Source organism: Kitasatospora sp. Root107 (assembly GCF_001424875.1).
In the GTDB taxonomy this organism is placed as follows: domain Bacteria; phylum Actinomycetota; class Actinomycetes; order Streptomycetales; family Streptomycetaceae; genus Kitasatospora.
Genome location: NZ_LMCT01000012.1, coordinates 649,259 through 661,986, shown reverse-complemented (window position 1 = coordinate 661,986; position 12,728 = coordinate 649,259). Strand labels below are relative to the sequence as shown.

Genomic DNA, 12,728 nt, shown 5'->3' with positions numbered 1-12,728 from the left:
GTCGCGGATCTGCCGCATGCCTTGACGGACCGTCCGGGCGGTACTCCACTGACAACACGGGTGGGGCCCCGACCGGCACCGGGCCGGCCGTGACCCGCCCTGGTGGGGGGACAGCCATGTCCGGACTTCCCGCGAGCACCGACTCCCTTTCCGCGCCCCGGTCCGAACCGCAGCCCGGCGACTTCGCCGTGGTCCGGATGGGCGGCCACGGCGGCCGTCTGATCAGGATCGGCCAGTGGCTCAACGGCGACGGATTCGCCGACTACGAGCACGCCTTCGTCCACGTCGGGAACGGCGAGCTGGTCGAGGCCCAGCCCGGCGGGGCCGAACTCCGACCGCTCTCCGTCTACGACAACCGCCCCACCCTCTGGTCGACCGGGCGGATCCCGCTGACCGACGAGCAGCGCCGGGCAGTGGTCGCGGCCGCCCGGGGCTACGTCGGCACCCCGTACAGCGTGGCCGACTACTTCGCGCTGGCCGCGCACCGCTTCCACCTCCCGATCGGACCACTGCTCAGGAAGTATGTCGCCGACAGCAGGCACATGATCTGCTCCCAGCTGGTCGACCAGTGCTACTGGGATTCCGGAGTGCACCTCTTCACCGACGGCCGCTGGCCCGGCTACGTCACCCCGGCCGATCTGGCGAAGCTGCTCGGTGCCTGACGGTGGGTCAGGCCGCCAGGCGCGGGCTCTCGGTGGGGTCGGGCTCGGTCGGTCTCCGCCGTTGCTTCGAGACCGGGACGAAGCTGCGCAGCGCCGGGTCCAGCACATACGCCTGGGCGTCGGCGAAGTCGAAGTACATGCCGACCAGCCGCAGGGTGCCCGCCGCGACCCGCCGCTCCACGGCCGGGTGGGCCAGCAGTTGGTCCAACTGCTGGACCACGTTGGTGATGCAGAGCTGCTCCACCTCGCTGACCACCGGCCGGTCGGCGAACCCGGCGGGGGCCCGGCGCAGCCGGTCCAGCGAGCCCCGGCCGTTGCGCAGCCAGCGCCCGAGCGGGGTGGGCGGTCCTGGGGCCAGGTGCACGCCGTCCAGCAGGGCCTTCATCGCCCCGCAGCCGGAGTGCCCGCAGATGGTGATGGAGCGCACCTCCAGCACCTCCACCGCGTACTGCACGGCGGCCGCCACCGAGTCGTCGGCCGCGCCGGGCTCGTACGGGGCCGGGACGAGGTTGCCGACGTTGCGGACGGTGAACATGTCGCCCGGGCCGCTGCTGGTGATCATGCTGGTCACCAGCCGGGAGTCGGCACAGGTGAGGAAGAGCTGGGAGGGCGTCTGGCCCTCCCGGGCCAGCCGGGCCAGCTCGGGCCTGACCAGGTGGGCGGTGTGCTGCTGGAATCCGCGCACGCCGTCCAGCAGGCGGCCGTGCGGGTCGTCGGTGCCGGGCTCGATGCAGTGGTGGCCGCCCCAGGGCGTCCAGGCGCGGCAGCGGTGCGGGCCGGGCGAACTGCCCGCCCGGAGAGTGCCGTCCGGGTCCAGCACCTCCTCGTCGAGCTCGGTCAGCATCGAGACCCGGCCGCCCGCCGCCTGGTGGCCGGCCCGCCAGGCGTGCACCTGCTCGTAGGCCGCGTGGTCCAGGAACGAGCCGTCATGACTGACCGTCACCTGGGCGCCGGCCGGGATGCCGGCCAGCGCCCGGCTGAGCCGGGGCACCACGGCGAAGGTCAGCGGGCCGTGCGTACGCACCGTCCAGGAGCCGTCCGGCTCGGCCAGCACGTCGACATGGGCCCGGGTCAGCCGGTACAGCGCGAGCAGGGCGGCGACCCCGCCGCCGAGCAGCACCCCGAGCGGGACGTCGAGCAGCACCACGCCGAGCACGGTGGCCAGGTAGACCGGGAACTCCCGGTGCCGGTGCACCCGGCGGATGTGCGCGAAGCTGACCATCTGGATGCCGACCACCAGCACCAGGGCGGCCAGCGCGGCCAGCGGGATCCGCCGCAGACCGCCGCCGAGCGCGAGGGCGGCCACCATCACCCAGACCCCGTGCAGCACGGCGGACCACCGACTGGCCGCTCCGGCCCGGATGTTGGCGGTGCTGCGGACCGCGCCGCCGGCCACCGGCAGACCACCGAGCAGACCGGTGACCAGATTCGCGATGCCCTGGCCGCGCAGCTCGCGGTCCAGGTCGATCGGTCCTGGCGCCATCCGGCCGACCGCGACGGCGGAGAGCAGCGACTCCACGCCGGCCACCGCCGTCACCGTCAGCACGGCGGCCAGCAGCACCGGCCAGTGCGCGCCGAGCTGGGCGGGTGAGGGGAGGGCGGCGAAGTCGTGCTGCTCCCAGGTGGGCAGCTCGACCCGGGCCAGCGTGAGGCCGAGGCCGATCGAGAGCCCGGTGGCGGCCGCCACCGCGACCAGCGCGGCGGGCACCCGGGCGGCGACGGCGCCGATCCGCCCGGCCCGGCCGGGCAGCAGACCGAGCCGGGGCCAGGCGAAGAGCAGCACGATCGCGAGCCCGCCGACCGCGAGCGCGGGCAGGTGCGGTACCGAGAGCTGACCGGGCAGCGCGATCAGATTGGCCAGCGCGGCGCTCTGCGGCGATCCGCCGAGCACCACGTGCAGCTGGGCGATGGCGATGGTGATCCCGACGCCGGCCAGCATGCCGTGGACCACGGCGGGGGAGACGGCCAGTGCGGACCGGGCCACCCGGAACGTACCGAGCAGCAGTTGCAACAGCCCGGCGGCCACCGTGACCGCGCAGGTGACCTGCCAGCCGAACTGGGCGATCAGACCGGCGATGATCACGGTCAGCGCGGCGGACGGGCCGGTCACCTGGAGCGGGGTGCCGCCGAGCGCCCCGGCGACCAGGCCGCCGACGGCGGCGGCCACCAGCCCGGCGGTGAGCGGGGCGCCGGTGGCCAGCGCGATGCCGAGCGAGAACGGGACGGCGATCAGGAAGACCACCAGCGAGGCCGGCAGATCCCGGGCCAGCCGCCCGCGGAGGCCGGGCGGGGCGTGGTCGGTGGTGTCGGAGGCGATGGGTGCGGCGGAGACGTCGAGGGTCATGGTGTCCCGTCTTTCCGGGGGAACGAACGCAGTCAGGTCCGGGAGGTGCTTCGGGGGTCGGATCGGCTGTCGTGGGTCGCGACGGTGTGGCGGGGATGGTCGTGGGGTGCAGGCACAGCGGGGTCGGCTCGTCCACCCCTGGGACCATCAAGATTCGGTAAACCGAGAGTAATGAGATCTTTGCACAGCGTGAAATCGAGCGGTAGGGCGAAGGTCGGGATTCACCCCTTCGGGGGGTAGGCGAACCATCGGGGGATATGCAGAAAGCACTGGGCGACCCCGGTTGGTCTCCGGGGTCGCCCAGTGCTGCTGAGGCCGTGGCCGACTGCGGGTCAGACGCCGGCCGCGTCCAGGTGTGCGGCGCCGAGCACGAAGCCCTCGTCCACCTGGGTGGCGAGATCGACGCCGGTCTTGGCGTTGCCCCAGCTCTCCGCGTTGCGCAGGTGGAAGTGGACGGCCTGGCTGGTCCAGCGCTCCGGCTCGCGGGCTGCGAAGGCCAGCTCCGCCTGCTCCCTGAGCCGGGCCAGCACGGCCCGGTTGGCGGGCTCGAGGGTCCGCAGCTCGGGCTCGGCGCCCTGCTCCAGGCGGCGCACCCAGTCGGACTGGCCGAAGCAGGTGAGCAGGTCCTCGCCGACCTCCCGGCGGAGGAAGGCGAGGTCGTCGGGCCCGTTCACCTTGTTGCCCACCACCTGCAGGGCCACCCCGAAGTCCCGGGCGTACTCCTTGTACTGGCGGTAGACCGAGACGCCCTTCCGGGTCGGCTCGGCGACCAGGAAGGTCAGGTCGAAGCGGGTGAAGAGCCCGGAGGCGAACGAGTCCGAACCGGCGGTCATGTCGGTGACCAGGTACTCGTCCGGCCCGTCGATCAGGTGGTTCAGCAGCAGCTCGACCGCGCCGACCTTGGAGTGGTAGCAGGCCACCCCGAGGTCCTGCTCGGTGAAGGCGCCGGTGGCCAGCAGCCGGACCGATCCCTCGTCCAGCGCGACCGGCCGGGCGCAGGCGGCGTACACCGGATTCTCCTCGACGATCCGCAACAGGCGTGAACCCCGGCCGGGCGGCGTGGTCTTGATCATCTGCTCGGCGGACCCGATCAGCGGGTTGCTGCCGCGCAGGTACTCCTTGATCTCCGGCAGGTGCGCGCCGAGTGAGGGCAGCGCGGCGGCCTGACCGTCCGTCAGCCCCAGTGCCGGGCCGAGGTGTTGGTTGATGTCGGCATCGACGGCGATCACCGGGCAGCCTGCTGCGGCGAGGTGGCGGATGAACAGTGCGGACAGCGTGGTCTTCCCGCTGCCGCCCTTGCCGACGAAGGCGATCTTCATCTGAGACTCCGGCTCTCGGCCCAGCCGCTGGGCGGCTGAAGTTGTTGGTAATCGTTATCGTCACCGATAGTGCTCATGCTATCGGGGGTTTGGCCAACCGCGCGGGCGGGAAAGTCGGATTGCCTCGAACGGGTGATGGTGGGGTTGCTGTCAGGCTCTGGGGGAGGGGTTCATTACCCTCGGGTAGGTGACCACTGGAACAGACCCCCTCGCCCCGCTGGCCGAGCTCCCCGGAGTCCCCGAGGCCGTCGCGGAGGTGCGCAAGGCCGTCGACCGGCTGTACGGCCACCGGGCGATGCGCCGCCGCGCCGCCGAGGTGACCTCGGAGTCCGCCCTGCGCGGGGCCAGGGCCTCCGCCGCACTGGACGGCGCGGACTGGCCGCTGGAGGAGGTGCGCCGCCGGACCGACTTCAGCGCTGACCCGCAGGCCCGTACGGTCGGCGGTGCGCTGCGGATCTCCGCCGAGGCGGGCCAGCTGCTCAGCGTCTGGCGGCACTCGCCGATGCAGGTGCTGGCCAGGCTGCACCTGCTCGCGGTGGGCGACGGCGCGGACGACGCCGGCCGGCCGAGGAAGGCGGGCGAGTCGGCCGCCGAGCTGTTCCCGCTGGAGCTGGCGATGGCCGAGGGGGTCGGGCCTGACGGGCCGCCGCCGGTGGCCGTCATGCCGCCGCCCGCGCCGCCCGCCGACGAGGCGGCCGCCCGGCTGGACCAGCTGGCGCAGCTGCTGGCCGCCCGGGCCGACCGCGCGCCTGGCGTCGGTGCCCCGGCGCTCGTGGTGGCCTCGGTGGTGCACGGCGAGCTGCTCGCGCTGCGGCCGTTCGCCTCGCACAACGGCGTGATCGCTCGGGCCGCCCAGCGGATCGTGCTGATCGCCGAAGGGCTGGACCCGAAGGCGATCTGCCCCGCCGAGGTCGGCCTGGCCGAACTCGGCACCGCGGCCTACCAGCAGGCCCTGCAGGGCTACTTGAGCGGCACGGCGGACGGCATGGCGGCCTGGATCACGCACTGCGGGCAGGCGCTGCGGCTCGGCGTCCGGGAGAGCACGGCGGTCTGCGAGGCGATGCAGCGCGGGATGGTCTGAGGCGGCCGCCGAGAAGAGTTGCGGCAAAGGGTTGCGGCGACGCCTGATGGAGCTGGGCGCCGCCGCTGGTACAGGTACCGGGTGACCATGCATGCACCGTAATTGCCCATCAGGTGGGGATCTACTGCCCGTTCACCTGGTGCGGCGGCCCGACAGCGGGTCGGCTGCATGTGGGTGCTCAGTTATCTGTACTCGGTCCGTGGGGCCTGAAATGCGTTGTCGGTTTGACCTCTCAGGGTCCTGACCGGGTCTCGCGGGCCGTAAGTCCTTTCTACCGCGAAATCGGACAAAGGGGAACCCGAAACGCGAACTCATTCGGCGCTTGTCCGGGCACCACGGGCCCGGGGCGCTTCAGGCGATCGGCCTGCGGCGCTTCGCGGTGTACCAGAGCAGCCCGGCGGTCAGCGCCGCCGTGCCGACCGCGACCGCGAGCAGCACCGAGCGGCTGGGCGCGGAGAACTCCGGGAGCCGGCGGCGGAGTTCGACCGGCCGGTCGAAGACCAGGATCGGCCAGTCCCGGGCCTGCGCCTCCTTGCGCAGGGCCCGGTCCGGGTTCACGGCGGAGGGGTGGCCGACCGCCTCCAGCAGCGGCAGATCGGTCGAAGAGTCGCTGTACGCAAAGCAGTTGGCGAGGTCGTAGCCCTCGCTCGCGGCCAACTCCCGGATCGCCGCTGCCTTGTTCTCGGCGTAGGCGTAGTAGTCGATCTCGCCGGTGTACCGGCCGTCCTGGACCTGGAGCCGGGTGGCGATCACGTGGTCCGCGCCGAGCAGCTGCCCGATCGGCTCGACCACCTCCGAACCGGAGCTGCTGACGATCACCACATCACGGCCGGCCTGGTGGTGCTGCTCGATCAGTGACGCGGCCTCGTCGTAGATGATCGGGTCGATCAGGCCGTGCAGGGTCTCGGCGACGATCTCGCGGACCTGCTGCACGTTCCAGCCCTTGGTGAGGGCGGACAGGTACTCGCGCATCCGCTCCATCTGGTCGTGGTCCGCACCGCCGACCAGGAAGACGAACTGGGCGTAGGCGCTCTTCAGTACGGCCCGACGGTTGATCAGGCCACCCTGGTAGAACGGGCGGCTGAACGCCAGGGCGCTCGACTTGGCGATGATCGTCTTGTCGAGGTCGAAGAACGCGGCGGTCCGCGGTGCTCTGAACGGGCGAGCTGCGGCGGCTGCGGTCGCGGCTGCAGCGGCTGCGGCGGTCGGCAGCGGGTCGCGCGGGGCGCCGTTCGGCACCGAATCGCGGGCAGAGTTCTCGCCGTGGTCGGCGGTGTCGGCGTTCTCGGTGGTGTCCACGGGATCAGAGGATAGAGGGCTGGGCAAAAGACCCCGCCATATGGCGTACTCGCGGCCACGCGGGTTTGTGTTTCTGGGCCGTCGGGTACACCATGGAAGTCACGGATCGTTCGCGACCGTGCTAACCCGGTCCGGCTCCTCCCCCCCGAGTCGGACCGTGGATAGACGACCCCCGCTCTCCCCCCCGGCGGGGGTCGTCGCACGTCCGGGGCCATTTTGCGGGCCACAGGGCGATCGGGTGGGGCTCGCGGTGCGGTGTTTCCCGCGGAGGTAGGGCGGTTGGACGCTCTGCCCATCGAGACGAGATCGTCACTCTGAGTATCCAGTTCGACGGCTCGTTCGACCTTGTGGTTGATCGTCGTTTGTATCCGTCCGGGGTCTTCCGGATCTTCTCGGTGACGAAGTCGACGTCAATTCATTGGGTAATCGCCCCCCGTGCGAGTGAACAGAGTTATCCACAGCCCCGAGTTGTCCCCAGGGAATCGGGCCGGGGCTGACGGACCCTCAGCAGAGGCCGGACCGTGGTGTCCGGTCGGGCACCGTCCGACCGCACCTCGCCAGAGGGAGCAGCCGTACCGGGGGAGACAGCCATGTCGACACCGATCACCGACCGACTCACCGACCGACCGGCCGCCCGGGGGCCGCTGATCGTCACCGAGGACGAGACGCTCGCCGAGCACCTGCTGCGGCTCTGTGCCGCGGCCGGCACTGATCCCCAACTGCTCTCCGGGGCGCCACCGCCCCGAGGGCTCTGGGAGAGCGCCCCGCTGGTGCTGGTCGGCGACGACCAGTCCGAGCGCTGCGCCGGGCTGACCCGCCGGGCGGGGGTGCTGCTGCTCGGGCTCGACCTGGACGACTGCGACGTCTGGGTCCGAGCGGTCCAACTCGGCGCCGAGCACGTCATCTTCCTGCCCGACGCCCAGGCCTGGCTGCTGGACCGGATCGCGGACGCCGCCGAAGGCGTCGGCGCACCGGCCCTCACCGTCGCGGTGCTCGGCGGCCGGGGCGGCGCGGGCTCCTCCACGCTGGCCTGTGCGCTGGCCGTCACGGCGGCCAGGGCGGGCCACCGCACCATGCTGATCGACGCCGACCCGCTGGGCGGCGGCCTGGACATCCTGCTCGGCGGCGAGGAGACCGGCGGTCTGCGCTGGCCCGACCTGGCCGGCTCCCGGGGCCGGGTGAGCGGCTCCGAGCTGGCCAAGGCGCTGCCCTCGCTGCACCGGATGACCGCGCTGTCCTGGGACCGCGGCGACACTCTGGCCGTGCCGCCCGAGGCGATGCGCAGCGTGCTGGCCGCCGCCCGCCGTCGGGGTGGCCTGGTGGTGCTCGACCTGCCCAGACACCTCGACCCGGCGGCCGGCCAGGCGCTTGAACAGGCCGACACCGGGCTGCTGGTGGTGCCTGCGGAGCTGCGCGCGATGGCGGCGGCCGACCGGGTCGCGGCCGCCGCCCGGATGCGGCTCGCCGATCTGCGGGTGGTGGTCCGGGTGCCGGGCCCGGCCGGGCTGACCGGGGTGGAGGTGGCCCGGGGGCTGCGGCTGCGGCTGGCGGGCGAGCTGCCCGCCGAGCCCGGGCTTGTGGTGGACGTCGAGCGCGGCTCGCCGCCCGGCATCCGGGAGAAGGGGCCGTTGGCCCGCTTCTGCGGAGGCTTTCTGACCGAGGTCATGCCGCCGGTCCAGGCGGCCGGAGGTGGCACGTCATGACGGATCGTCAGCGCCGCCCTGGCTGGCCCGTCGGCCGCCGTCCCGCTGCCGTGCCGCACCGGCGGCCGCTGGGTGGCGGAGCCGCCGCCCCACGGCCGCCCGTCGTCGCCGCTGCCGACGAGCGGGCGGCGGCCCTGGTCGATGCCGTCCGGATCCGCCTGGCCGAGGTCGGGGCCGCACCCACCGCCGGTTCGGTGGCGGCCGCGCTGCGGGCCGCCCGTCCGCCGCTGGGCGGGGACGACGTGCTCGACGCCGTCCGGGTGCTCCGCTCCGAACTGGTCGGCGCCGGGCCGCTGGACGCCCTGCTCGGCGAGCCGGACGTGACGGACGTGCTGGTGAACGGTCCCGACCAGGTCTGGGTGGACCGGGGCGGCGGGCTGCGGCGAGTACCGGAGATCCGCTTCCCGGACGCCGAAGCGGTCCGGCGGCTGGCCCACCGGCTGGCCACCGCGGCCGGCCGCCGGCTCGACGACGCCCGCCCGTGGGTGGACGCCCGGCTGCCCGACGGCACCCGGCTGCACGCCGTGCTGCCGCCGATCGCGGCCGGCTGCACCCACATCTCGCTGCGGATCTGCCGGACCAGGCCCTTCACCATGGCCGAGTTGGTGACCGGCGGCGCCCTCCCGCCGATCGGGGCCGAGCTGCTCACCGCCGTGCTGCGGGCCCGGCTCTCGCTGCTGATCAGCGGCGGCACCGGGACGGGAAAAACCACGCTACTGGCCGCGTTGCTCGGCCTGGTCGAGCCGGACGAACGGATCGTGCTGGCCGAGGACTCGGCCGAACTCCGGCCCGACCACCCGCATGTGGTGCGCCTGCAGAGCCGCCCGCCGAACCAGGAGGGTCTGGGCGAGCTGACCCTGCGGGACCTGGTGCGGCAGGCCCTGCGGATGCGCCCGGACCGGGTGGTGGTCGGCGAGGTCCGGGGCGAGGAGGTGGTGGACCTGCTCTCCGCCCTCAACACCGGCCACGAGGGCGGCTGCGGAACGGTTCACGCCAATACCGCGGCCGATGTCCCGGCCCGGCTGGAGGCACTCGGCTCGCTGGCCGGACTCGACCGGCTCTCGCTGCACAGTCAACTGCGCGCCGCGCTGGACGTGGTGATCCACCTGGTCCGCGACCAACGGACCGGGCAACGACGGGTGGCCGAGCTGCACATGCTGGTCGGCGACGAGCGCGGGCTGGCGCTGACCGTCCCCGCCCTGGCCTTCACGGCCGAGGGCGGCTGCACACCGGGCCCGGGCTGGGAGCGGCTGCGTCGGCGCTGCGCCGAGCGGGGCGTCGTGCTGCCCGAGCCGGCGGTGGTGGCGCGATGACGGGTGGCGCGATGACGCCCGAGGTGTGGCAGTTCGGCTGGGCCCTGCTGCTGTGCGGGGCGGCGGCTGCCGCCCGCCACACGCTCAGGAACGGGACGAAGGAGCGGGGATGACGACTGATCAGATTCTGGTGATCGCGGCCGGAGTGGGCGGGCTGACCGCCGGGATCGTATTCCGCCGCTGGCGGCACTCCCGGACGGTGCGCCGGGCCGGGGCACTGCTCGGTGGTCCGGCGCGGGTCGGTCCGGTGAGTCGCTGGTCCGTGCTCGGGAGGGCCCGGCCGGTCTGGCTGGTGCCGGAACTCCTGCTGCTCCCGGCCGGGTTGCTGGCCGGGGAGCTCAGCCGATCCCCGGTGCCGCCGCTGCTGGCCGCCGTGGCGGTGCTGCCGGTGCGGCGCTGGCGCAGCCGTCGCCGTCGGGCCTGAACTCCGCAGCGGAGCCACCCAGCAGCAGGCTCTGCACACGGTGCTGGGCCGGGCGTCCCAGCTGACGGAGGGGCTCGGTGCCGAGTCCTCGGCCCGGCTGGCGGCCGGCCGCTACGGGGCGGACATCCCGGCGGCGCTGCGGTCGGTAGCCGAGCTGCCCGGCGGTCGCGGTGCGGCGGCGGTGGCGGCCTGCTGGCAGGTCACCGCCGAGAGCGGCACCGGCCTGGCCCCCGGGCTGGACCAACTCGCCGACGCACTCCGGGCGGAGCGGGCCCTCGCCGAGGAGATCGAGAGCGAACTCTCCGGGCCGAGGACCACGGTCGCGGTGCTGGCCGCGCTGCCGCTGGTCGGCCTGCTGCTCGGGGCCGCGCTCGGCGCGGAGCCCGTACGGATTCTGCTGCACACCCCGGCCGGGTTGGCCTGCCTGGCGGCCGGGGCGCTGCTGGAGGCGGCCGGGCTGGCCTGGACGGCGCGGATCGTCCGGGCGGCGGAGGACGTACCGCCGGAGCGGGGCGGCAGGGGGGCGGGCGGCTGCGGGCTCTCCAGGACGCGTGCCGGGGCACCGTCGCAGGACCGCTGGGTGGGCGCGGAGGCGTCGGCGGTACGGGCGGAGGTGGCCTGGTGAAACGGGAGTTACTGCTCGGGCTGCTGGCCGGGCCGATGCTGGGCGGAGCCGGGGCCGAGCTGCTGAGGGCCGTCCGGCGGCGGTCGGTTCGACGACGGGTCAGGCGGCGGGTCAAGCAGTGGGAAGGCCGGGCCGGGCGGCCGTTCGCCCGGTGGCGCCGACGCCGGGCCGGGCGGATCGGGCAGGCGCTGCGGGCGCGCGGGGTGACCCGGGCGGTGCTGCTCGACCGGGCCGTCCCGGTGGGTGCCGGGGCCGGAGCGGCGGTGCTGGTCGGTGGCCCGGCGGGGCTGGTGGTGGGGTTGCTGATCGGCCTGGCGGCCCGGCGGTGGCTGCCGAGGGTCCGGTCGCCGACTGCCCGCAGGGCGGCTCTGGAGCAGGAGCGGTTGACCCGCCAACTGCCGCTGGCTGCCGAGCTGCTGGCCGCCTGTCTGGGCGCCAGCTCGTCACCCGCCGCTGCCGCCGCCGCGGTGGCAGACAGCGTCGATCAGCCGATGAGCGGCCGACTGGCGGGTGTGGCCGCCGAGTTGGCGCTCGGTGCACCCCCGGAGGTCTGCTGGGACCGGCTCGGTATCGACTGCCCGCCGCTCGCCCCGCTGGCCCGCTGCCTGGTCCGGACGAGCGTCAGCGGTTCGCCACCGATGGCTCCGCTGGTCGGCCTGGCGCATGCCCAGCGGGCCGCCGCCGGCCGCGCCGCCCACGCCCGGGTCCGCCGGGCGGGGGTGCTGGCCACCGCGCCGCTGGGGGTCTGTTTCCTGCCCGCGTTCGTCCTGATCGGCGTGGTGCCGGTGGTGATGGGGCTGACCGCACTGTTCGCCGAGCGGGTCTGACCTGCGAGGCCATCGTTCTGATCCGGATTCTGACAAGGGAGTCTCTGATGACTGTTCACGTTGTGCCGGTCCAGCACCACCGGCCGGCCGGTCCGGCCCGGCGGATCCGGGTGCTGCTGCGCCGCCGGGTCGACTGGCTGACCGTCCGGGCCCGCCGGCTGGGCGGTGCCCGGGCTGATGCGGGGATGACGACGGCGGAGTACGCCGTCGGGACGGTGGCGGCCTGCGCCTTCGCCGCGTTGCTCTACAAGGTGGTGACCAGCGGGGTGGTCTCCGGTGCCCTGAGCGAGTTGCTCAATCGGGCGCTCCATGCGGTCTGACCAATCGTCAGGCCAGGGACGCCGACGGGACCGTGGGTTCGTGACGGCGGAGACGGCGGTGGCGCTCCCGGCGCTGGTGCTGCTGTCCGCGCTGCTGCTCTGGGGCGTGGTGACGGCCGCCGCCCAGATCCGCTGTGTGGACGCGGCCCGGGTGGGCGCCCGGGCCGCGGCCAGGGGAGACGGCAACGCCGGGGCGCTGGCGCAGGCCGCCGCCCCGGCCGGGGCCAGGGTGAGCGTGGCGACGGGCGGTGACACCGTCCGGGTCACGGTCGAGGCGCCGAGCTCCGCGCCGGGGCGGCTCGGCGGGGCGTTGTCGGTGCGGCTGCACGCCGAGGCGGTGGCCGCGCGGGAGGACGTGATCGGATCGACCGGCGGAGGTGGGCGATGGCCGGACTGAGGCCCTCCGGCCATCGGGGGGTGGGTGAGCGCCCCGGCATGCCACCGGACCGGGGCTCGGCGACGATCTGGCTGGTCTCGCTCGGGATGCTCGGCTGCGTGGTCTTCGCGGTCAGCCTGGCGTTCGGCGCTGCGGTGGCGGCCCGGCACCGGGCGGAGTCGGCCGCCGACCTGGCCGCACTGGCCGCCGCCGGGCACCTGATGCTGGATCAGGACGGTGGCTGCGGGCGGGCGGCCCGGATCGCCGGCGAGCACCGGGCCCGGCTGGTCAGCTGCACCGTACGGGAGGGGATCGACGCGGTGGACGTGGTGGTCGAGGTGCCGGTCACCGGTCTGCCGCTGCTGGTCGGCCCGGCCCGGGCGCGGTCCCGGGCGGGGCCGGTCTGGGCCTGGGGCGACGGCGACCCGGTGGCGG

12 protein-coding genes and 1 pseudogene are annotated in these 12,728 nt (G+C 74.2%); 10 read left to right on the top strand and 3 right to left on the bottom strand.

The annotated features are described in order from the left end of the window. The first annotated feature begins 116 nt into the window (after positions 1-116). Positions 117-662, top strand: coding sequence for a hypothetical protein (locus ASC99_RS14755; RefSeq protein WP_057232034.1), 546 nt, complete (start codon positions 117-119; stop codon positions 660-662). A gap of 7 nt (positions 663-669) precedes the next feature. Here ASC99_RS14755 and ASC99_RS14750 read toward each other — a convergent pair whose 3' ends face one another. Then, entirely contained in the window at positions 670-3,006 is a 2,337-nt protein-coding gene (locus tag ASC99_RS14750) for a SulP family inorganic anion transporter (RefSeq protein WP_082598319.1), read from the bottom strand. A 332-nt stretch (positions 3,007-3,338) separates the two neighbouring features. Then, entirely contained in the window at positions 3,339-4,325 is a 987-nt protein-coding gene (locus ASC99_RS14745) for an ATP-binding protein (protein ID WP_057232032.1), read from the bottom strand. 187 nt (positions 4,326-4,512) lie between these two features. Between ASC99_RS14745 and ASC99_RS14740 the strand changes: the two genes are divergently transcribed. Further along, complete coding sequence (locus tag ASC99_RS14740) at positions 4,513-5,406, top strand: hypothetical protein (protein WP_057232030.1); 894 nt, start codon at positions 4,513-4,515, stop codon at positions 5,404-5,406. A 351-nt stretch (positions 5,407-5,757) separates the two neighbouring features. Here ASC99_RS14740 and ASC99_RS14735 read toward each other — a convergent pair whose 3' ends face one another. Next, positions 5,758-6,618 (bottom strand): HAD family phosphatase, encoded by an 861-nt coding sequence (locus ASC99_RS14735; protein ID WP_063857090.1) that lies wholly within the window; start codon positions 6,616-6,618, stop codon positions 5,758-5,760. A gap of 677 nt (positions 6,619-7,295) precedes the next feature. On the opposite strand from ASC99_RS14735, the gene ssd reads away from it, so the two are divergent. From ssd to ASC99_RS40475, 8 genes and pseudogenes are all read left to right on the top strand, one after another. After that, positions 7,296-8,408: a septum site-determining protein Ssd gene (gene ssd, locus ASC99_RS14730; protein ID WP_057232028.1), complete on the top strand. Its 1,113-nt coding sequence runs from the start codon at positions 7,296-7,298 to the stop codon at positions 8,406-8,408. After that, positions 8,405-9,721 (top strand): TadA family conjugal transfer-associated ATPase, encoded by a 1,317-nt coding sequence (locus ASC99_RS14725; protein ID WP_082598318.1) that lies wholly within the window; start codon positions 8,405-8,407, stop codon positions 9,719-9,721. The genes ssd and ASC99_RS14725 overlap by 4 nt, the downstream gene beginning before the upstream one ends. 109 nt (positions 9,722-9,830) lie before the next feature. Next, positions 9,831-10,145: a hypothetical protein gene (locus ASC99_RS40485; RefSeq protein WP_057232026.1), complete on the top strand. Its 315-nt coding sequence runs from the start codon at positions 9,831-9,833 to the stop codon at positions 10,143-10,145. 40 nt (positions 10,146-10,185) lie between these two features. Beyond that, positions 10,186-10,770 (top strand): type II secretion system F family protein, encoded by a 585-nt coding sequence (locus ASC99_RS37170; RefSeq protein ID WP_057232024.1) that lies wholly within the window; start codon positions 10,186-10,188, stop codon positions 10,768-10,770. Beyond that, positions 10,767-11,597, top strand: coding sequence for a type II secretion system F family protein (locus ASC99_RS14710; RefSeq protein WP_057232022.1), 831 nt, complete (start codon positions 10,767-10,769; stop codon positions 11,595-11,597). Before ASC99_RS37170 ends, ASC99_RS14710 begins: the two co-directional genes overlap by 4 nt. Before the next feature lie 47 nt (positions 11,598-11,644). After that, a complete protein-coding gene (locus ASC99_RS14705) occupies positions 11,645-11,917 on the top strand; it encodes a DUF4244 domain-containing protein (RefSeq protein ID WP_063857082.1) in 273 nt (90 codons plus the stop codon). Positions 11,918-11,957: 40 nt separating this feature from the next. Then, on the top strand, positions 11,958-12,314 hold the full coding sequence (locus ASC99_RS14700) for a TadE family type IV pilus minor pilin (protein ID WP_369824195.1): 357 nt from the start codon (positions 11,958-11,960) through the stop codon (positions 12,312-12,314). Continuing rightward, a pseudogene (locus ASC99_RS40475) lies at positions 12,302-12,634 on the top strand (Rv3654c family TadE-like protein); the annotation flags it as partial. The gene ASC99_RS14700 and the pseudogene ASC99_RS40475, both read left to right, overlap by 13 nt. Positions 12,635-12,728: the final 94 nt, after the last annotated feature.